This is a genomic window from Providencia sp. PROV175 (assembly GCF_032707045.1).
Classification (GTDB): Bacteria; Pseudomonadota; Gammaproteobacteria; order Enterobacterales; family Enterobacteriaceae; genus Providencia; species Providencia hangzhouensis.
Genome location: NZ_CP120533.1, coordinates 2,422,509 through 2,444,431 on the forward strand (window position 1 = coordinate 2,422,509; position 21,923 = coordinate 2,444,431).

Sequence of the window (21,923 nt, forward strand, 5' to 3'; positions counted from 1 at the left end):
ATAAATAAAAGCCATTTTACTTACGCCTTTTGTTGTCAAAAAGGACAATCAAAATGCCAAAAAAGGCAATTAGCAAACTGCCAATAATATAATTCTGCCTATCAAATGCCAGCCCTGAATCCTTCACACTCTCACCATAAACGATAGGAATACTTACATCCATATTGTAAGAAATAATCGCGGTAATGAGACCTATAATTGTGAGTACCACACCAAATGTTTTCATTTCCATCCTCCATGTTACTCTTACAAGAAATAGATTAGCTAAGTATCTTGAGAAAAGCAAAATGAGAGGTCACAAATCATCATTTTTCCTCAAATAAAAATATTATGGTTTTAAGATATAACATAAAAAATTGTGAGAGGTTGGTTTTAAAGATAGATTTTCATGCAGTTAAAATTTTAAGACTGATAAGGCTAATAACTAGAAGGCAATATTGAATATTTATTGAAAACTTCTATAACTAATAGAATAAATAATCACACCTTGTAGTAGTGTGATTATTATTTAACACACTATAATGCACCAATTAAAATGAATAAATCATCATCGATGCAACTTGGCTAAATTTTTCAAAAAAAGAAATTATTGCCGGTAAAATAGCAATATTTAGAATGGCAAATAAGCCTACAGTTGAAAGTGATATTTCCATAATAACTTACTGTATCATAGAGGGTTACTACTACCCCCTACCCATCGGCCTATTCATAATGTGTTCTTCCCAATCCACCACATCAATTTCTCTGACCGCGATATGGCGAACAGACACGCCTTCATTATGCATTGCCGCTTTGGACCCTGTTTTTAATGGATGCCAAGCTGGGAGAGTTTTCCCTTCTAATAACAAACGGTAAGCACAAGTACTTGGCAACCATCCAAACGTTTCTAAGTTATAGCGATTAAGCTTTATGCAATCCGCTTCATAACTGAAGCGATCTTCATAATGCTTACACTGGCAAGTTTTTAGATTTAGCTGATTACAAGCGACATTAGTGAAATAGATTTCATCAGTATCTTCATCCATTAACTTGTGCAAACAGCACTGCCCACAACCATCACAAAGAGATTCCCACTCTTCATCTGTCATTTCATCTAAAGTTTTAACTTGCCAGAACTGCGACATAATACTTATTAATCCTATACTTAAATAACCCGAGTAGTCAGCGAGTGATCATTAATTGATAATTTTAGCATATCACCAGAAGCTAATGGGCCAACACCTTCAGGTGTTCCCGTTAAAATAACGTCCCCTGCACGCAATGTGAAAAAACGGGACATATAGCTAATCAGTGGTAAAATTGGGGTGATCATATCACGCGTCGAGCCCTCTTGGCGAACTTCACCATTAATTTCTAAAGAAAGCTGAACATTTTGTAAATCATTCGGGCTACTGACAGGAATAAAACCCGAAATTGGGCATGACCCGTCAAATGATTTGCTTTTTTCCCATGGCTGACCAGCTTTCTTAAATTTAGCTTGTAAATCACGTAAGGTTAAATCCAATGCAACTGCATAACCTGCGATAGAGCGTGATACACGGTCTTCATCCGCATTTTTTAATGGCATACCAATTAAAATTGCCATCTCAATTTCATGATGAACAGAACCAAAGTCTTTTGGAATAACAATTGATTGAGTAATGTCACACAAAGCAGTTTCTGGTTTAATAAAAATAACGGGCTCTTCCGGTGTAGCAGACCCCATTTCTTTTATATGCTTTGCATAATTACTACCAACACAAACAACTTTATTTGCAGGAAAATCAAGTAACGCACCTTGCCAGTCACGATGTTGATACATAATAGTACTCCTATTATCGTTATTTTATTTTATTAGCGATACCATCTGCCATCATGCATACGCTCAATGCAAAATAATATGAGCGGTTCCAATGCATAATGGTACGGAAATTTTCAGTCACTAAAAATGCCCTGCCTTCAGGGTCATCAGGGATAACCACCCACGTTTTTACGTCTGAAGGTAACTGAGCAAATGCAGGTAATGCCACGCCTAGTTCCTGCCATTCACTGACAGATTTCCCTTGTTCCGCTTTTACGCCTTCCAACGTTTTATTAAAATCTGCAGGTAAATTAACTTGGTAACCCCATGGCAATTGTGCTTGCCAACCTTCTGTTGACAAATAATTAGCGATGGATGCAAATACATCAGATTTATTATTCCAGATGTCCATTTTTCCATCACCATCACCGTCCGCTGCGTAGGACAAATAGGAGGTTGGCATAAATTGACTTTGGCCCATAGCACCAGCCCATGAACCTTTAAGTTGTTGATCTTCTGGAATATAGCCTTTATCCATTATCTCAAGCGCAGCTAAAAGTTGTTTGCTAAAAAGCGCTTCTCTTCGCCCCTCAAAAGATAATGTCGCAAGTGCTGAAACCACATCCTCTTTACCCTGTGAACGTCCAAAACCACTTTCTAATCCCCATAACGAAACAATGAACTGAGGTGGAACGCCATATTTATCACTGATAGCATCTAGAATGGATTTGTTTTCTAAATATTTGTCATAGCCCGCATTGATACGTGATTGTGGGAGTACATTTTTTAAATAGCTTGCTAATGTAACCGTCGCCCTTTTCTCTGGTTGGCCTTTATCTGCTTTCACAACACGCTCAATAAAATGAACATTAGCAAAAGCACGTTCAATGGTGTCTGGCTTAATCCCCTGAGTAATAGCATGTTCTTTCAGTAATTCCACATAAGCAGGAAACTGTGACGGCTCACGTTGTTCAATAGGGAATGCTTTGTCTAAAGCAACGACTTCTTGGGCTATAGCCGCATTTTGTTCTACTGTAATCGGTTGAGTAACAACTGATTCGTTCTGCGTTGCAGAACAACTTGTTAAAAACAAACCAGCGACTAATGTATATAATAACGTTGGTTTCATTCGTCTCCTCCAGAGTGTTATTGCTTTTCAGGATTTTCTTAATTTGCTCTAGTTATTCAGTTCTTTGTGTTCTGAAAGCAAATTTTCCACCGGAGGTGGGAATTGTAGGTAATAACCAACCTCTATGAGATCAGATTTAACCTTTGCCAAGTCAGCATTGGCAAGCTTTTCACGCTTATCTAATGAGACGAGCATAGCAAATTGAGGTGTTCCAAATTGGACTAATAATTCCTCAGGAACACGTGAAAAATCATCTTTCTTCTCAATATAAAGATAAGTTTGGTCACGCTTAGGGCTTCTATAAATTGCACAAATCATTATATTTAACTCTTTTTCTTAGTTCATTAGCTTGCTTGAAGTATGCAGTAACTATAACATGCTATTGTTTTACAGAATATCTTCACCCGAGGATTGTTTCGGAAATTTTAATTTGCTGAGTCTGGATAGATGCCACAATCGCCAATAGAACTTAAAGGCAGCAGTTTTACTCTTTCAGTTATTCACTTATACAGTGAAGAGCCTAAACTCATCAAAAAATCGCTGCAAGATAAAGTAAATCAGGCTCCTGATTTCTTTAAAAATGCTCCTGTCGTGATTAACATCGCTGAATTATCCCCAAATGCAGATTTACAGAGTATTCATAAATCTGTTATTTCTGCGGGATTACGTATTGTTGGTATCAGTGGGTGCACTGACCCACAAATGCGACAAAAAGCAAACGATGCGGGTTTACCAATATTAAGCGAAGGTAAAAGCCAAAAACCTGTTGAAATTCAGCCTGAACCCCCGGTTGCTGTAGTTCAAGCTGAACCTTTATATCGTAAAACTCGTATTATCAATGCCCCTGTTCGTTCTGGACAACGTATTTATGCACCAAATAGTGATCTGATCGTCACAAGCAATGTTAGTGCAGGTGCAGAACTATTAGCAGATGGTAATATCCATATTTATGGCGTGATGCGAGGCCGTGCTTTAGCTGGAGCCTCTGGTGATATTGAAAGTCAGATTTATTGTACTCATTTGCAAGCTGAGCTGGTTTCAATTGCAGGTGAATATTGGCTGAGCGATCAAATCCCTGCTGAATTTCTCGCCAAAGCAGCTAAACTTTGTTTAGTTGATAACAAACTTAACATCGAATATTTAAATTAGACCTTATTTACAAGGAATTATTCATGGCACGCATAATTGTAGTGACTTCAGGTAAAGGTGGCGTTGGTAAAACCACTTCAAGCGCGGCCATAGCTACTGGCCTGGCACAAAAAGGGAACAAAACTGTAGTGATCGATTTTGATATCGGCCTACGTAACCTTGACCTTATCATGGGGTGTGAACGTCGAGTAGTCTATGACTTCGTAAACGTTATCCAAGGTGATGCAACCCTTAATCAGGCTTTAATCAAAGATAAGCGCACCGAGAATTTATTTATTTTACCTGCTTCGCAAACACGCGATAAAGACGCATTAACTCGTGAAGGCGTTGGCAAAATTCTTGACGAATTAAGTGACGATCTTGGTTTTGATTTTATTGTTTGTGATTCCCCCGCAGGTATTGAAAGTGGCGCCTTAATGGCACTCTATTTTGCTGACGAAGCTATTATTACTACCAACCCAGAAGTTTCTTCTGTTCGCGACTCAGACCGTATTTTGGGTATTTTAGCGTCAAAATCACGCCGCGCAGAAAAAGGCGAAGCACCAATTAAAGAACACCTATTGCTAACACGCTATAACCCAGGCCGTGTAACGCGTGGTGATATGCTAAGCATGGAAGATGTTCTGGAAATTCTGCGTATTCCTTTGATCGGTGTTATTCCTGAAGACCAATCTGTACTGCGCTCTTCCAACCAAGGCGAACCCGTTATTCTGGATACAGAGTCTGATGCAGGCCAAGCCTATGATGATTGTGTTGCACGTATTTTAGGTGAAGATCGCCCTATCCGTTTCATTGAAGAAGAGAAAAAAGGTTTCTTAAAACGCCTATTTGGGGGGTAAATAATGGCTTTATTGGATTTCTTTCTGTCGAGAAAAAAAACGACAGCGAATATCGCAAAAGAGCGATTACAGATCATCGTTGCAGAACGTCGCCGTGGTGATAGTGAGCCCCCATATCTTGCTGATATGAAACGCGATATTTTGCAAGTTATCTGTAAATATGTACAAATTGACCCTGAAATGTTGTCATTGCAATTTGAACAAAAAGACGATGATATTTCTGTTTTGGAATTAAATGTCACACTTCCTGAAGGTGATGAAATTAAAACCACGACAGCAGAAAAATAATTCGCAAAGAAGCCGCTATACATTATGGCGGCTTGCTTTTTACTACGTAATTTACCCTGATTAATCAGAGTTATGTTTTTAATCTCTTTATAGCTCAAATTTAATTTCCAACGTGTGCTGTTTTCTTAGACCTTCCGGTGGCACTCCCACAGAGCGGCTCTTTAGTGTTGCAGCTAACGCGGCTTCGTCCAGTTGAACATGCATAGAAGACTTTGCAATACTCACCTTTGTGATCTCCCCCAATGGCGTAAGCGTAAAATTCACCAGAACCGTTCCTTGAACATTGGTATTTCTCGCTTTTCTTGGGTAACGTTTATGTCGTTCAATTTCACTACGTAATTTGTCAATATAACTTTGGTAGTTTGAATCTGTTGCGTTTCCTACCGAGGCCGTTCTTTGTGCTCCCGCTTGGCCTGCTGCATAAGATTGGCTATCGTTTTTACCTACACGCTGTTCTTGTTTTACATCATCACTTTTTTGTTCCTGTTCTTTCTGCTTAATCACTTTTTTATTTGGTTGTTTTTGTTCTTTTTTCTCGATAATTTTTTTTTGTTTTTCTGACACTTTATTTTCATCACTACGCGTATTTTTTTTATTAGCAACTTTAATTACAGCATTTTCATTTTGTTGTGACTCTGCAAGTAAGCCTCCCGCTAGCTTATTATCTAATATGACGTCATTTGTTTGTTTTTCAATTACATTTTGTGTCAATGCAACAGAGACGATAGCCGCATATATTGGTGTGTAAATTTGTGCAGAACGTGTTTTCTCTATATTTAAACAATAAAAAACGATGCCGAAATGAAATAATAAAGAAACCATCACAGCAAGATTAAAACGTAGAGTAATCATTTTAATATCCCTAACAACCCTTCGCCAATACCGAAATACAGCGGCATCAGCGAAGGGGATCCCTTTTAGAAGCGACTTGTTACATTGAAACGTATAGTCCTACCCGGTGCAGGCATCATACTGCGGGTTAATGGGTCTATATAATATTCATCAAATAAATTGGTGGCTAATAATTCAAATGATAGGTCTTTATTAAACTGATAATTAACATAAGCATCACCGGTAAACACGGCATTCCAACTCATCGGGTCATTGTTTAATGGCGCATACTGGTACGGGTATTTGTCCATCATTTCCGCCTCATCTTCATTTTTTGCCTTGCTGTGATAACGCAAACGACTCCCCACTTCTAAACGTTCATCTAAGAAGCGCAAACCTAGGTTGGCATGGATGCTGTACTTAGGTTGCAATTGAGTCCGCAAATAGCCGCCAGGGAAGCCTGCTGTTGTACACTCTGAGCCACCAAATTTGTTATAGGGATCCATTACCATCAATGACACTTCATCACAAACTTCATTTTTTAAACGGTAATCTACCCCTAAGTCACCAAATACCCAGCCATTATCATAACGTGCCAATAGCTCCAAACCGGCCGTGTTATGTTTATCAACCTGCGTAAAGACTAACCTATCGTTCCTATCAAAGGCATTTGTGACTACTGTGTTGTAGTAATTTATGCGTAAGTCAGCATGATTTTCTGCCGCAACGAGATCTTGGAAATTACGCACATATCCCAGTTCTATCGTGTGGCTGCGTTCTGGCAAATAAACCGGTGGTGTGTAATTCGGCTCTCTTCCCCCCGAAAAACCAATAGTGTCTTCAAAGATACTTGGCATCCTAACGGTTTCTAAATAACGCCCAAATATTCGATCGTTCTCTGTTAAATAAATTGTTGCCCCTAATGCCGGAGCCCAAGCTGATTCTTCATTTCTTTTCGGTGCTTTAAATTTTTGTTTATTGGAATACTTCACTTCATCTTGACTGTTATTAATATCGCGGTCAACGAGATATTTTTTGGCTTTTAAACCGGTGACGGGGTCTATTTTTTCTTCTTTTAAATCAACCTCCCCATTATAAAATGGGTTATTTTTAGCTACAAATCGGTTATTTTCATCCACTTTCCATTTCACTACATGGTTAACTTCTGTGATTCTAAATTCTAATTTTTTCCCTATTAATCCAACATCACATAACGAATTCTTTTTCATGTTTAATGCTTGCTCGATAAAAATTCTTCTCTCATAACTTTTTCCTTTTATATCATTATATGTATTCCCTTTATCATCAATATACTGTTTTATTGTTTGGTATTCTTCCGCACTTAATAAACGGGATAATAGGAAATTTCTCGCCGTTATATGGCTATAAGGTGCATAATTTATATCTTTAGCCGCAATGCGTCTCTCTTTTAATAAATCCCTTGACCAGTAGCTAATATATTGAGCCCCCGCATTCAGACTTAACCATTCGGTAGGCTGCCAATCAAAGCGAATAGTCCCATTATATTCCCGACGTTTACCTTCCCTAGGGATAGCTCGGAACATGTTACCCTTTGGGGTCGAATCCGAATTAAAGATATCTTCACGACTACCAATGGTTTCATCAATTAAGCTTCCCATTAAAGTCACTTTAAATTCAGGTGTAATTTGAAATTTATTGGATAATGAAACACCATAGCGATCGTTAAGTTGGTTTAATTTAATCCCATCAACTAAGGTGCCATTGATAGCAGGATTTTTAGCTACATTTTTATCTCGACCAAATTCATAATTCCAATCCCTTTCCACTGGTTCCCTAGGTTGGCCACCTGCGGTATTTGAGTTTAAATTAGTTTTTGTCAACCAATAGCCTAATCGAAAGTCAATCCAACCAATGGATTCGGGTTTGAACGAATAATTGGCGTAAAAAGTATTTAACGCCAAGTTAGCTAAAGGCCATTGTGGAATTTTTCCCTCTAAATCATGATAACGAATTTGCGATGGCATGATTTCGCCATAATGACTTGATGTATGCATATAACCAAGGGATAAGTCCTGTGAATTAGGTAGCATTAAATTTAATTTAGCTAACCATGTCGACATTTCATTTGATGTATTCGCCACCTCTTTATTTGGCCCATAAATCCTAGCTACGAAGGGCATATATGGGTCTATCGCTTTATTTGAGTTATTAGGGTCATAAGTAATGATGTCGTCATAAAATTTACCCGCCCCTCGGCGCCCAGCAAAATAATTACCTTGGTTGCGATAGCTGTATGCTAGCATCAAATCAAACTTTTCTTGCCGTGTCCCAACGGCAATACGCGCTGCGTTATCTTGCAGATTAAAGAAATTAGCGTTACCTTTACTGCGAGGATCAACAAGCATTTCGTGATCTTTAAAATAAATCCCACGAAACTTCTGCATGTCTAACGTATTCAATAGCCGCTTATCATCACGGTAATCTATACCGTGGCTTAATTGATTAACCCTCGGTTTTGTCGAGTTACTCGATGTTTCTAATTTAATATCAAAACCAAACTTGTCGTATTTATCCACAACGTCATCAATGCCTAGCGTTGTTATAGCAACTCCTCCCCCCGTCGATGTACGCACATTGCGGTCTAGCGTTGCACTTTTCATTACCTTAATGCTACTAATCATATTCGGGTCGATATAGTTACGATTATTCGCCCCATTATAACCACGCCAAACAGTGATAGCTTGCTCTGTACCGTCTACAGTCACCGGGACACGCCCTTGCCCCTGTATACCCCGAACATTGGGGTCTATTGCCCCGCTATTACGGGCATCTCCACTATATACCCCTACCGCATGGTTAATAGTGTCTGCGGGGTTAGTACCTTTATAACGATCAATTTCTTCTTTACTAATGTAAATATTTGATTCGTCTTTATCATATTGGTCATCCGCCCCTTTTCTATCACGCTCTTTGATTGTGGCCGCTTTATCATTTACCACAATAGAACCGATGTTTTCACTTTGTTGTGCATAGACTAAGTTTGTAATATTGCCAATAGATAACCCTGTTGCGATATTAATGGCTATCACTGTTTTGATTTTCATTATCTGTTCCGGTGAAAATTAAAATTTCTTGGTGAAATTGACACCGACTTCACTTTGCTTAAAAGAATAAATAATATCTGCCGTACTCTTATTCACTTGGCTATTAAAATAAATAGAAGGTGTAAAAGTTAATATTTTATTTTTATCAAACGTTAATTGGCTATTTAAATACCCATTATCATCTTTTCTTTTTACATTCAAAAATGCATCAAACCGTTTAAAGTTTGTTTGCTTATAACCTATTGCAATAAGTAGGTCACACAGTTCGGTTACTTTTAAAAAACCAGCTCTAACCCCATACTGTACATAGCTATCACTATCGTATTGTTTTTTCCTGTTGGCTCCATAAAAACTGCCAAAAACCATTAATCGAGGGTTTATTAAATAGGTACCAGTAACTGAATAAACCCATTTATCGCCGTTATTAAAACTATACTTATAAGGGTAAGTTTTATTTTTATATTCAATATTACCTAACAAGGTTACCCGATGATTTAACGTGTATTCTGTCGCTATTTTTCCTCCTAGGCTTAAATTATAGTATAGGTTATCGTGCCACTTAGCCTCAAGGGTGGGCTGTATATGGAACGTTGTATTCGCATTATCGAATTGATACCCCCCAGTAACATATATATTTGTTTTTCTGACCGTGACTGTTTTCATTGGCTCCACCCCAACCATACCTAACGACAGTACTGCTGAGTGGTTTCCTACTAGAGGAAAACGCTTTGATAAGCTAGTATAATAATGCCACTTTCCACCAGCGATAGACTGGTTACTACTATTCATACATTTACTTCGAAAACAGTACATCTCACGGTTATTTGATGCTTCATTTAAATTAAAATCATAACTTGAACCTAGCTTAATTGTACCTTGCCAATGATTTTTATTTTCTAAATCTATTATTTTACTTTTAATAAATTCAGTTAATCGAATTGATATTCTTCCTTTATATCTTGTTTTTATACTTTGATATATTGACAATGCTGATTCATAATGCTTAACATAAATCAGTGCTTGTGCAAGTTTTAACTCAACCAACAACATATTAGGCTTGTGAATCAAAATTTCATTATATAGGCTAATTGCTAAATCATACTGTTTATTTAACATTGCCTTCTCAGAATGAATGTATTTAACCAATCCTTTATCGTGGTCTTTATGGTCAACGTAATTACCAATAATTTCATTTATTTTGTCAAAATCTTGTCTCTGAATGAGATCATAAAGAATAAAACCAAGTTCGTCGATATTTTTTTCACTATATTTAACATTATTTATTTCTGATTGATGTTTTTTGTTACTATAATCTTTTAAATTACCGATAACTCCTCCTTTTAGCTCTTGAGCTGACAATACCGAAGGGAGAGAAAAAAGTAATAATAAACTCAAATATATTAAATGTGTTTTTTTATTAAAAAATAACATGATTAGGCTACCATTTTAATGACAAAAATAAAAAAGTAGACAAAATCACTTTTGCCTACTTTTTTTAGCTAATTATATGTTCAGTAATTATTCGTCTTTCTGGCCACCAAATGCCGTGTCTAACTCACGGTTATTCTCATAAGAGAGAATACCTGCCACTTGTTCTGCATTATCACCAAAGAGTTGCCCCATACTATCACCTTGGTGTATTCCATTGGCAATGGCAGTACCACTAAATTTACCGTCTTCTTCAATAGCCCCTGCCATGGAGTGGCTATTCGTTCCTTCTAATGAACCTGTATATGATTTATCTGTAAAATCAGCATTAAACCAACCCGTCTGTTTTGCTTCACCTGCAAATTGGTTAATACCCGCTATAGTATAAGTCGCTTGGCCACTGGTTGGCACTTCTGTCGTTGCATTCTCACCGGAGAAATAAACCGTGTGCATTGCGTCATCGGCTTCCCCAGTTTGTGACCAATCACCGAAATATACCTCGGCATCTGCAACCTGACTAAATTGGAACTTACCCATTCCGCCGTGCGGGCTACCGCCACTTTCCAAAACATACACGTTGTCAGGCTTTTGCGTGACTAAGTTTTTTAAACCAGAGAACGAAATTGTCTTTCCATTTCTCATAAAGCGAGAACCGATACCCGGTGCGCCAATACTACCACCGTGTGGCCCCATGGTTGATTGGGTTTTACCAACAATAATGTTTGTTAGGCCAAGATCATATTTTAAGCTTTGCGCTGATTCCGTTTCTGCCATAACACCAACAGAAAATATAGACAAAGATACTGCGACTGTAATTAGTGATAATTTTTTCATTTATTCATCCTCTTAAATAGAAGTTTGAATTAGGTTGGTTTATTAAAGAAACACATTAAATAAAAGATTATTCTTTCCTTTAATGTTCGATATTGAGTATATGCAAATGATTTTTATTTACAAATGAGAGAAATATAATTCAATTTTTTATTATTAGACCATAAAAATAAAATAACCTTTTATTTTTTAATTGGTTAATTAAAAACCCTGTAATAAGTGATTTTATTTATTACTTTTTATATTAAGAATTAGTTTAATTTTTAAGACTAATTACAGCTTTTAATTAAAAACAAATAAACATATTTAAAAACAAATAAGATATATATTTTTATAAGTTTATTGAATGAATAATGGAGATAAAGATAAATAAAATAGACTCAGGTATTTAAATTAGGTACAAGAAGCACTCTTCTTGTACCTGAATACATTATATGCTCGCTAATAACTTTGTGATGGGCTCTGCAAGTAACCGCCCTCTCCAGCCCGCCAATAGCTCAGGTGGCGTTGTAGACGATTTTAGCCCCCAATGAATAGACAATAACTGATTGATTTGCCGCCTAGAAGCCAATAGTTCTGCATTAAATTTTTCATTTTCAGCAATATCTTTGACCACCGCTTTAATTTCTTTAAATAAGCTTTTGTATTGGCTCTGTTCCGTAATATTCGCTACAGGTGTTGGGTATTCACTTTCTTCAAGTTGCTTTGCTTGCTCGACAATGGCTAACAAGCGCTTGCCATGGCAACGAATTTCCTGCCCAGTTAAGCCAAGTGCATCAAGTTCACCCAGAGAGCTCGGTAAATAACGAGCCACTTTCCATAGATGCTCTTCTTTTACTACAAAGTTAACTGCCATATCGCGGGCTTTAGCTTGGTTTAAACGCCATTCGGCTAATAATTGCAAACAAGCGAGCTGTTCATCACGTAGCTGCCATGCATTATGGATATTCATGTAGGCTTTTTCTGGCTTTAAGGCTTTTTGCCGACGAGCCACAACACGTTGACACTCATCTTTGGCATCTTCCAAGTAGCCCGCTTCAGTCACTTTTTCCATTAGAATTTCAGCTAATGGCAGCAAATACAGCACATCTGCGGCTGCATAATCGCATTGTTTTTCGCTCAGAGGACGCGCAAGCCAGTCTGTCCGTGATTCACTTTTGTCGAGCTCAATACCTAAATGTTCAGCAACCAATGATGCAAAACCACAAGAAATTGGATAACCTAAAAATGCCGCCACAACTTGTGTGTCGATCATCGGCTCAGGGACACAATCAAAATCATGCATAAACACTTCTAAGTCTTCACTACCTGCATGTAAAAATTTAAGTTGCTCAGGATTCGTTAAAAGTGCTTTGAACGGGCTAAAATCCGTCATTAATAATGGGTCAATTAACGAAACTTGCTTTCCATCATATAGCTGTAGCAACCCTAGTTGTGGGTAATATGTTCGGGTACGAACAAACTCGGTATCCAAAGCGAGCCATGGTGCATTACTCGCCTCTTGGCATACTTGGGCTAATTCGCTATCTGTAGTTACTAAACGATAATTCAAAACAAGTTTCTCTTTGTTATTTTCATCACAATGACGCCGGCTAAAACCGGCGTCATCTATTTATAATTTACGACTAAACCACAATCATACTTGTGATTTTTCTCTTTGCAATTTTTCTTCATCACGTAGGTCTTTACGTAAAATTTTACCCACGTTAGATTTTGGTAATTCATCACGAAATTCAAATATCTTAGGGACTTTATACGCGGTTAATGAACGGCGGCAAAAGGTTTTTAACTCATCACCGGTTAAATTCGCATTTTTCGTTACAACAAAGACTTTAACAGCTTCGCCGGTACTTTCACTTGGTACGCCAATTGCAGCACACTCTATAACATCAGGATGTGCAGAAATAACATCTTCGATTTCATTGGGATAGACGTTAAAGCCCGAAACGATAATCATATCTTTTTTACGATCAACAATGCGGATATACCCTTCGCTATCTATTTCAGCGATATCCCCTGTCGCTAACCAACCATCCACTATCGTATCAGCGGTGGAATCAGGCCGGTTCCAATACCCTTTCATGACTTGAGGGCCCTTGACCCACATTTCACCGGGCTCACCAATAGCGACTTCGTTGCCTTCATCATCAAGAAATTTAACATCTGTAGACGGAACAGGTAAACCAATGCTTCCACTATAACTGGTTAAAGTATAAGGATTACCTGTTACTAGTGGTGCACATTCCGTTAACCCATACCCTTCGAGTAAATGTTTCCCAGTGAGCTTCTGCCATTTTTCTGCAACGGCTTTTTGCACAGGCATACCGCCGCCAACGGAAAGGCGTAAACGTGAAAAATCCAGTTTTTTAAACTCTTCGTTGTGCAACCATGCATTAAATAAGGTATTAACCCCGGTAATTGACGTAACCGGATAACGTCCTAATTGTTTTACGGTGTCCGGTACATCTCCAGGGTTAGTAATCAATAAGTTAACGCCCCCTACAGTGATAAACAGTAAGCAGTTTACTGTCAATGCAAAAACATGGTACAGCGGTAAAGCGGTGACAACAAATTCAGCACCAAATTTCAGTACAGGCCCGTAAGCTGCCCTTGCCTGCTCAATATTTGCTAACATATTGCGATGAGTTAACATCGCCCCTTTAGCAACACCGGTGGTTCCACCTGTATATTGCAAAAAGGCCAAGTCATCACCAGCAATGTTAGGTTTAATATATTGCATACGATAGCCATAATGCATGGCACGGCGAAAGGAGATGGCGTCTGGTAAGTTATATTTAGGGACTAAACGTTTTACATATTTGACAACAAAATCAACAATCGTGGCTTTAGGACGTGAAAGCTGGTCACCCATACGAGTTAAAATGACGTGTTTCACTTTGGTATTGAAAACAATTTTTTCCAGTGTATGTGCAAAATTCGACACAATTACAATTGCGGTTGCACCGCTATCATTCAATTGGTGCTCTAGTTCTCTCGGGGTATAAAGTGGGTTGACGTTGACTACCACCATACCTGCTCGCAATATCCCAAACAGGGCAATCGGATACTGTAATAGGTTTGGCATCATTAATGCGACACGATCCCCTTTTTTAAGACCAAGTCCATTTTGTAAGTAGGCGGCAAAAGCGCGACTTCTCTCTTCAAGTTTCCGATAAGTCATCACTGCTCCCATATTAATGAATGCAGGTTGGTCGGCAAATTGAGAGACCGCATCTTCAAGTAACTCTGCTAGAGAAGCGAAGCTATCAGGATTGATTTCTTCCGGCACATCAGCAGGGTAATTTTTTAGCCAGATTTTTTCCAAAATGTTACTCCTGAATTTAGTGAAGTTATTATACTCAACATCTCTTTTAACAAATTATTAACTCAGCGTACCAGTTTGAAAAACAGACAATGTCAAGGTTGAGAGGTCTATCACTAAATAAATTTTGTTCCTTCAAGAAAAAACTAGGCGGACTAAGCCGCCTAGTTTGTCTTAAATTCGTTAAACAGATGTAAATCTGTACAAGATTGCCTGATTATACATGATTTTACGCTATTTTTGGAAAGGTTATCTCGCACTTAAGAAGGGATTTAATCTATTACATTAACCGAAGTCACTTTTGCTGGGATTAAATTTTAGCTAATACTTTTATTAAACACTCTTATTTATTAGCTCTTATTTATTAGCTCTTATTTAGATAATCTTTTTATGGAAAACAAAAAGGCCCCGCAATAATCGGGGCCTTTAAATAAAGAAAAATAATCGTTATTCTGTTAGATAAGTTTGTACGGGTACTGGGCCTCCTGGATAACCGTACCCATAACCATAACCCCATGGGTGGTTATAAAAATACGGGTCGCCATAATAACCATAACCCCAAGGGCCAGACGGCGGGATCATAACACTTTGTGCGACATTCCAGCGTTGGAAACCTGTTACATCTAACGTGACATACTTATAAGGAACTTGCCCTACTTTCCCTTGCTGCTCCCCCGTGATTTTCCCCACCACAGTGATATAACGGTTAGTAAAATCACTTGGCTCACGAAAACCATTTAAGTACGCATAAATGCGGCCAATTGAAGGGGAATTAAGCTCTGGTGCTGCATCATATTTATTCAATGCCATCACCGCAATTTCTAAACGTGTTCTTGTAGTTTCATTTTCAACGGCAAGGACTTTCCCACCAAAACGCGCTTCCTGACCTATATACATTTCAGGTGCATTTTGTACAGATGCTAAGTTGTCTGTTGGGTTTGGAACCGAACCTTGAATTGAAGCTGGTATAGAAACACACCCTGTTAGTGCTAATACGCTTGCAACAAAAAGGCCTTTAAGTGCATTACGGCAGTTTAATTCAATATTCATAGACCACCTCCGATTAGCTATATTATAAATTCAGGTAATACAGATTTAAATAACATTTAGCAAACAAAAACACGATATGTTAAAAATCGCCATAATAGTTCTATTACTACCTAATAATACCTGAAATTATTAAATGATTCGATTTGTATTTTTATTAATCAATATTTGATGAGTTTAATATGAATTATTGGTTATATCACATGATATAACCAATTCAACTTCACTTTCTGTGTTTTATTCACGGCCAGGCAATTTTTTCCATGTCACCTCATTACGTAAATAAGTCGGTTCGACATTTTCAACGGCAACCACTTTTCCCAGCTTCCACAATTGGGCAGCAATAGGTAACATATCTTGTGCATCTGGCAGCGTAATATGACTGTTAGCTAATGTAATTGATGCATTCAACAATGAGGGATATGCCTCCCACCCAGTACCTGCATAACCCCACAGCCCTGAAAGCCCTGTCACTTTGCTCTTAAAATCGTCGGGAAGTAGAACTGCTTCAGTTTCTTCACCTAACCATTGGCCTGCGGATGTTCGCTGATATTGGGCACAATAGATTTCTGACATCCGTGCATCAATAGCCACTAATACCTGATGATGCCCCATTATCCGAAAGGCGCCTTCAGCAAGTGTCATTAAAGAGGAAACGCCAATCATGGGCAAATTAGCCCCTAGTGCTAACCCTTGTGCAATACCAACACCAATACGAACCCCCGTAAAACTACCAGGACCACGCCCGAAAGCCAATGCATCTAACTGGTTCAACCCCATCCCAGCTTCTGCAAGAACTTCCTCAACCATCGGTAAAATTTTTTGTGTGTGCTCTCGAGGAGAAATCGCGAAACGCGAAATAATGTCACCTTCACACCAAAGTGCGACTGAACAGGCTTCTGTTGCTGTATCAACAGCAAGAATACGACTCGACATGCCTAAACTCCGGCAAATTAATAGTTTCTGATTAAAAGATGCCGATTATATTAACATAAACGGCCGTAGGAATAGCAGAAAAACAAGATGGGATTTACCTCACTCTATTAACTTCTTGCCTTTTCTCTTCAAGAAATGCAATTGCTTTTTGTATACTTCTTGTTCGTGGTGATGGCGGAAGGCTACGTAAAAAAACCTCACCATAAGGGCGAGTTACTAAACGGTTATCACAAATAACGATGACACCATAATCACTAGTGTCTCGAATTAGCCGCCCTACACCTTGCTTTAAAGTAATAACTGCATCTGGTAATTGGACATCCGAGAATGGATCTCCACCCCGTAATTCACAATCTTCGATGCGCGCTCTTAATAGCGGGTCATCAGGGGCAGTAAATGGGAGTTTATCGATAATGACACAAGTTAATTCATCACCTCGCACATCAACCCCCTCCCAAAAGCTACTAGTGGCAACTAAAACAGCATTCCCCGCAGCAATAAACTGAGATAACAGTTTGTTTTTACTGCTTTCCCCTTGCATTAGAACTGGTAATGTCAATGAAGATTTAAATTCCTCGGCCAATTCACGCATCATCAGGTGTGATGTACATAAAAAGAAGCAACGTCCCTGATTTTTTTCAATCATAGGTCGTAGCATTGTTGCCAATTTTTGTGCTAAACCTCGTTGATTGGGTTCGGGTAAAAAACGGGGAACGCATAATAAAGTTTGGCTTTGATAATCAAATGGACTGGCTAATAATAACGTTTTTGCAGTAACTAAACCTAAACGGTCAGTGAAATGGCTTAGTTTCTCATTTACTGACAACGTCGCTGATGTAAATACCCAACTGGCCGGCGTACTTGCAATCATTTCACTGAATTTATCTGCAACCGTTAAGGGGGTTAGTGCCAATAAAAAATGGCGACCATAACTTTCAAACCAATAGCTGTAACCCGCAATTGTCACATCTTTTAAACGGTTTAAACGATTTCGGTATATTGTGACGCGCTCAAAAATAGAGTCTAAGCTCTGTGAGCGACCTAACGTGGTTTTGATCACTTCGTAACAAAGTTCAAGAGAATCATCAAGGAGCGTCAACGCCCTTTGTACTTCAGGACGTTTCAGTAAGTCACGTAGATTGCCACGAAAACTGTTTTCACCCAAATTGAGCCGAAAGTCTAACGTGCTTTGCGTGAGTCTATCAGCACTTTTTTGCAGCTGAACTTGGTCTTTTAGCTCTGTTCGATAGGTCATAATCATATCGCGCGCTAGATCCAACAATTGGCGACTACTCAGTTGCTGGCCAAAATATTGGCTGGCTATATCCGGGATTTGGTGCGCTTCATCAAAAATCATGACTTCTGCTTGGGGGATTAGCTCACCAAAACCCGTATCTTTCACCACTCTATCAGCCATAAATAAATGGTGATTTACAACAACAATATCCGCTTCTAAAGCTTTGCGTCGTGCTTTTAAAACAAAACAATCTTGATAACGCGGGCAATCACTGCCAAGACAATTGTCATTGGTGCTAGTTACCAACGGCCAAACCGGGCTATCTTCAGCGATATCATGGCAAGTACTTGTATCACCTAGCTCAGATTCAATGGACCAACTGCGTAGCCTCACAACCGCTGACAATATCTCAGGTTCAAGACTACCACCACCGAGGGATTGTTGGTCTAATCGCTCTAAACATAAATAATTCGAACGCCCTTTTAGTAACGCGGTCCGTCCAGTGTAATTCATCGCATCAATAATTGTCGGTAAGTCTCGGTGATACAGTTGATCTTGTAAGGCTTTTGATCCCGTTGAAACAATGACTTTTTTTCCACTACGCAATGCAGGAACTAAATAAGCATATGTTTTTCCTGTTCCAGTACCCGCTTCCGCCACCAGCACATGCTGCTGCTCAATCGACTCGGTTACTGCATTCGACATCGTAACTTGTGCTTCTCGAGGCTGAAAACCAGGAATTGTTCTGGCTAAAAAGCCATCCGCAGAAAAATCGTCGTGCACTACATGACCTATTTATTAGGAATAATGAGGGCACACTTTACCATGAGTTTCTTAACCCTGCTTAGGTAATTATTACTTCGTTGAACAACTGATTTTCATCCAGCCTGCAAACTGTTATTCTTGAGCCACATGTATAATAAGGAATAATTATGACTATCAAACGTATTGACCCTGATAATCGTTGGTCTGAAGCTGTTATTCACAATAATGTCATTTACTACACCAGTGTGCCTGAAAACCTTGACGCTGATATTGTTGCTCAAACAGCAAACACGCTCGCGGCAATTGATGTGATGCTTGAACGTGTTGGTTCAGACAAAAGTAAAATTCTTGATGCCACCATTTTTCTTGCTGATAAAGCCGATTTTGCTGGTATGAACCAAGCATGGGATGCATGGGTTGTTGCTGGAAGTGCGCCTGTCCGTTGTACTGTCCAAGCATTACTGATGAAACCTGAATATAAAGTTGAAATTAAGGTTGTTGCTGCAATTGATTAACTAGGCACATTTTAACTTAATGAAAATGGGCGCCAGTTATGAGCGCCCATTTTATTTTGAATAGCTATAATTTGAGAATATAACCAATTACATAAATATGTGACTAGGGTTAACAAATGCAGCCAACAACGCGACAGTGCAAAATAGGTTTCCCATTCATGCTCTAAATAGTTTGCAATGTCGCTAGGCGGCAAGTGAGTTAATCCCTTGGAGCATACACTAGTATGTGACTAGGGTTAACGAATGCAGCCAACAACGCGACAGTGCAAAATAGGTTTCCCATTCATGCTCTAAATAGTTTGCAATGTCGCTAGGCGGCAAGTGAGTTAATCCCTTGGAGCATACACTAGTATGTGACTAGGGTTAACGAATGCAGCCAACAACGCGACAGTGCAAAATATGACGAGCATTACGACATCTTGATGAGAACCATGCCTAGTAGCAATAACACAATTCCTCCCCAACCTTTATAATTTAACCGTTGATTAAAAAGTATCCAACCTGCTGCTACTGTCGCGATAATCCCGAATGCTCCCCATAATGCATAGGCAATTGAAAGTTCGATTCCTTTTACTGCTTGCGCTAATGCACTGAAAGCTCCGAGTACCGCAATTAGAGAAAGAATACCTATCCAGTATCGTTTAAACCCATTCGACATTTTTAACAAAATGTTGGCTGCGATTTCTAATATGACTGCTAGGATCAAAAACGCAGCATGCCACCATTCAAAATGACTGGCCATATTACGCCTCCGACTTAGCTTCGCGTCCAACTAAAGCATTTGTTTTGGCTGCATTGACCGCGTTTTGTGTAACTTGTTTTACTTTTTGTGCAGATTGACGAACGGTGGTTTTCTTGGTGCCTGATTTAATCAGTCCAATACCGGTGATAAGTAATACTAACCCCCCAATTTTCATCGGTGATAGCGTTTCTCCAAACCACATGACACTAAATGTTGTGATAAAAAGGATACCGATACCTTCCCATAGTGCATAGGCGACACCTAATGCCACTTTTTTAACTGCAACAGCAAGTAAAATGTATGATGTTGCTATCATCACATACATCACGACCATACCAGTAAAATCACCACTGACGCTGGCATGTTTCATTGATAGTGTACCGATAACTTCAGTTACGATAGCTAATACTAAAAATATCCAGTAAATCATTATAATATCTCTCTATATACAGCCACGTAATAGCCTATTTTTTGTACAGATAAAAAATACAGATTACTATTGCGTAGTTGTTGAAAATTCAAATAAATAACAACGTGTTGCTGAGTTTATTCAGCGAAATGAATAATCGAGAGAGACGCTATAATGCACCACACCAGTAGTGTTCACTGGAAAGGATAGCTGAAAGGAAAAGCCTGTGTGTCGTTCTTTTTTGGGACTTGCTGATCTTGCCGCTAGTTGAGCTAAGCATGATATCTTATTCTTTTCATCAGGTAGACATCTACCCAATTTACTCCGAACCCTCATGTTGATAGTTAATTTCAGTTCACTTTTAACATGCCAAATTTATTAAGTCAATGAATATAAACATTTTTTGTATTGAATAAAAATATGCATAACTATTCATTAATATGCTAATCAACCCTTGAGCTATCAACTATTGCGCGAATAAACAAGCGATGATGATAAATTTTTCACTGGAATTATTTTATAAAAAAATCTCTTTTTTCCACTTTTTATACTCTCATCACGCCTTAATTAAGCTATTCGATTTTTAGCATTGACAACCTGATTGAACAAGCTTCTTATAGTAGCTATATGATTGTAATATGCCGAAGAGAGAGCCATGAACGCCTTTAGCCTTACCTCCAATAGTTTCCAAAATTCCACTGATGCAACACCATTACCTTATGATGTTGTTTCAATTCAGTCGCAAGTTATTTATGGCAGTGTTGGAAATAGTATTGCCGTTCCAGCCCTGACAAAACAAGGTTTACGTGTTGCGGCAGTACCTACTGTAGTACTCAGTAATACGCCTCATTATACAACTTGCTATGGTGGTGAGTTGCCTGGTGAGTGGTTTCGTGGTTATTTAAACGGTTTTGTTGAGCGGGGTAGCTTAAATTCTGTAAGAGCTATTTTGACTGGTTATCTAGGTTCCCCAGAAAAAGCCCAAGACTTAGCAAACTGGTTAACTCTAGTTCGTAAAGAAAGAACGGCACTACCGGTTATTGTTGACCCAGTCATGGGAGATGAAGACAGCGGTTTTTATATTCCACCCGAAATTGCCGAGGTATACCGCAATAAAGTCATTCCTTTAGCTACAGGTATTATTCCAAACAAATTCGAGCTCATGACGTTAAGTGGCAAACAAGTCCATAACTTGGATGATGCTACGGCTGCAGCCCGTAGCTTATTAAAGGGAAATACACAGTGGGTAATCATCACAAGTGCTTTCCAGCCTGATGACGACAACATTGAAGTCGTTTGTGTTACCCAAGATAACGTGGCCGTAATCCGCCACAAACGTTACCCTGTCACACCAAAAGGAACGGGGGATTTATTTGGCGCTGAACTCACCGCTCAGTTATTAGCGGGACTATCCGTTCCTGATGCCGCTAAAATGGCATGTTTACGCATCGAGCAAGCGATTATTCATATGGCAGCGACAGGACGTAGCGAATTAATCCTTTAATATCCTATGTAGCCATACCTAACAACATGATAAACATAGATAAATGGCGGGATCACCCCGCCATTTTAGTCAATATACCACCTAA

At 38.8% G+C, this 21,923-nt stretch carries 21 protein-coding genes; 5 read left to right on the forward strand and 16 right to left on the reverse strand.

The window, feature by feature from the left end; all coding sequences use genetic code 11:
- Positions 1-16: 16 nt before the first annotated feature.
- From P3L44_RS10755 to P3L44_RS10775, 5 genes are all read right to left on the reverse strand, one after another.
- Entirely contained in the window at positions 17-226 is a 210-nt protein-coding gene (locus tag P3L44_RS10755) for a hypothetical protein (RefSeq protein WP_004910742.1), read from the reverse strand.
- 457 nt (positions 227-683) lie between these two features.
- Positions 684-1,124: a YcgN family cysteine cluster protein gene (locus tag P3L44_RS10760; RefSeq protein ID WP_272662321.1), complete on the reverse strand. Its 441-nt coding sequence runs from the start codon at positions 1,122-1,124 to the stop codon at positions 684-686.
- Between the two features lie 20 nt (positions 1,125-1,144).
- Positions 1,145-1,801, reverse strand: a complete 657-nt coding sequence (locus tag P3L44_RS10765) for a fumarylacetoacetate hydrolase family protein (protein WP_094963081.1) — start codon at positions 1,799-1,801, stop codon at positions 1,145-1,147.
- A gap of 19 nt (positions 1,802-1,820) precedes the next feature.
- Complete coding sequence (locus P3L44_RS10770; protein ID WP_094963082.1) at positions 1,821-2,909, reverse strand: lytic transglycosylase domain-containing protein; 1,089 nt, start codon at positions 2,907-2,909, stop codon at positions 1,821-1,823.
- Between the two features lie 48 nt (positions 2,910-2,957).
- Positions 2,958-3,227, reverse strand: coding sequence for a YcgL domain-containing protein (locus tag P3L44_RS10775; protein ID WP_140172439.1), 270 nt, complete (start codon positions 3,225-3,227; stop codon positions 2,958-2,960).
- 129 nt (positions 3,228-3,356) lie between these two features.
- On the opposite strand from P3L44_RS10775, the gene minC reads away from it, so the two are divergent.
- From minC to minE, 3 genes are read left to right on the forward strand one after another with little or no spacing between them, the layout of a single operon-like run.
- Positions 3,357-4,058 (forward strand): septum site-determining protein MinC, encoded by a 702-nt coding sequence (minC, locus tag P3L44_RS10780; protein ID WP_272662319.1) that lies wholly within the window; start codon positions 3,357-3,359, stop codon positions 4,056-4,058.
- A gap of 23 nt (positions 4,059-4,081) precedes the next feature.
- Positions 4,082-4,897: a septum site-determining protein MinD gene (gene minD, locus P3L44_RS10785; protein WP_004254944.1), complete on the forward strand. Its 816-nt coding sequence runs from the start codon at positions 4,082-4,084 to the stop codon at positions 4,895-4,897.
- A gap of 3 nt (positions 4,898-4,900) precedes the next feature.
- Positions 4,901-5,185 carry a cell division topological specificity factor MinE gene (minE, locus tag P3L44_RS10790; RefSeq protein WP_125894820.1) on the forward strand — a complete coding sequence of 95 codons (285 nt, stop codon included), beginning with the start codon at positions 4,901-4,903 and terminating at the stop codon, positions 5,183-5,185.
- 87 nt (positions 5,186-5,272) lie between these two features.
- Here minE and P3L44_RS10795 read toward each other — a convergent pair whose 3' ends face one another.
- From P3L44_RS10795 to P3L44_RS10835, 9 genes are all read right to left on the reverse strand, one after another.
- Positions 5,273-6,037: a TonB family protein gene (locus P3L44_RS10795; protein WP_140172437.1), complete on the reverse strand. Its 765-nt coding sequence runs from the start codon at positions 6,035-6,037 to the stop codon at positions 5,273-5,275.
- A gap of 65 nt (positions 6,038-6,102) precedes the next feature.
- Positions 6,103-9,102, reverse strand: coding sequence for a TonB-dependent receptor domain-containing protein (locus P3L44_RS10800; RefSeq protein WP_272662317.1), 3,000 nt, complete (start codon positions 9,100-9,102; stop codon positions 6,103-6,105).
- An 18-nt stretch (positions 9,103-9,120) separates the two neighbouring features.
- Positions 9,121-10,533 (reverse strand): surface lipoprotein assembly modifier, encoded by a 1,413-nt coding sequence (locus tag P3L44_RS10805; RefSeq protein ID WP_272662315.1) that lies wholly within the window; start codon positions 10,531-10,533, stop codon positions 9,121-9,123.
- Between the two features lie 87 nt (positions 10,534-10,620).
- Positions 10,621-11,364, reverse strand: a complete 744-nt coding sequence (locus P3L44_RS10810) for a Slam-dependent surface lipoprotein (protein ID WP_272662313.1) — start codon at positions 11,362-11,364, stop codon at positions 10,621-10,623.
- 427 nt (positions 11,365-11,791) lie between these two features.
- Positions 11,792-12,913: a ribonuclease D gene (gene rnd, locus P3L44_RS10815; protein ID WP_272662311.1), complete on the reverse strand. Its 1,122-nt coding sequence runs from the start codon at positions 12,911-12,913 to the stop codon at positions 11,792-11,794.
- An 84-nt stretch (positions 12,914-12,997) separates the two neighbouring features.
- The gene (gene fadD / locus P3L44_RS10820) at positions 12,998-14,686 is read right to left on the reverse strand and encodes a long-chain-fatty-acid--CoA ligase FadD (RefSeq protein WP_272662309.1); all 1,689 of its coding nucleotides are present in this window, start codon (positions 14,684-14,686) and stop codon (positions 12,998-13,000) included.
- Positions 14,687-15,130: 444 nt separating this feature from the next.
- Positions 15,131-15,733: a Slp family lipoprotein gene (locus P3L44_RS10825; RefSeq protein ID WP_140172432.1), complete on the reverse strand. Its 603-nt coding sequence runs from the start codon at positions 15,731-15,733 to the stop codon at positions 15,131-15,133.
- Between the two features lie 234 nt (positions 15,734-15,967).
- Positions 15,968-16,666 (reverse strand): tRNA (adenosine(37)-N6)-threonylcarbamoyltransferase complex dimerization subunit type 1 TsaB, encoded by a 699-nt coding sequence (gene tsaB, locus P3L44_RS10830; RefSeq protein ID WP_272662306.1) that lies wholly within the window; start codon positions 16,664-16,666, stop codon positions 15,968-15,970.
- 94 nt (positions 16,667-16,760) lie between these two features.
- Entirely contained in the window at positions 16,761-18,686 is a 1,926-nt protein-coding gene (locus tag P3L44_RS10835; protein WP_140172430.1) for an ATP-dependent DNA helicase, read from the reverse strand.
- A 149-nt stretch (positions 18,687-18,835) separates the two neighbouring features.
- Between P3L44_RS10835 and P3L44_RS10840 the strand changes: the two genes are divergently transcribed.
- A complete protein-coding gene (locus P3L44_RS10840) occupies positions 18,836-19,183 on the forward strand; it encodes a RidA family protein (RefSeq protein WP_110591678.1) in 348 nt (115 codons plus the stop codon).
- A 409-nt stretch (positions 19,184-19,592) separates the two neighbouring features.
- Here P3L44_RS10840 and mdtI read toward each other — a convergent pair whose 3' ends face one another.
- The gene (gene mdtI, locus P3L44_RS10845; RefSeq protein WP_004254980.1) at positions 19,593-19,925 is read right to left on the reverse strand and encodes a multidrug/spermidine efflux SMR transporter subunit MdtI; all 333 of its coding nucleotides are present in this window, start codon (positions 19,923-19,925) and stop codon (positions 19,593-19,595) included.
- 1 nt (position 19,926) lies between these two features.
- Positions 19,927-20,355: a multidrug/spermidine efflux SMR transporter subunit MdtJ gene (gene mdtJ / locus P3L44_RS10850; protein WP_004254982.1), complete on the reverse strand. Its 429-nt coding sequence runs from the start codon at positions 20,353-20,355 to the stop codon at positions 19,927-19,929.
- A 634-nt stretch (positions 20,356-20,989) separates the two neighbouring features.
- Between mdtJ and pdxK the strand changes: the two genes are divergently transcribed.
- A complete protein-coding gene (gene pdxK, locus P3L44_RS10855; RefSeq protein ID WP_140172429.1) occupies positions 20,990-21,838 on the forward strand; it encodes a pyridoxine/pyridoxal/pyridoxamine kinase in 849 nt (282 codons plus the stop codon).
- The last annotated feature ends 85 nt before the right edge of the window (positions 21,839-21,923 follow it).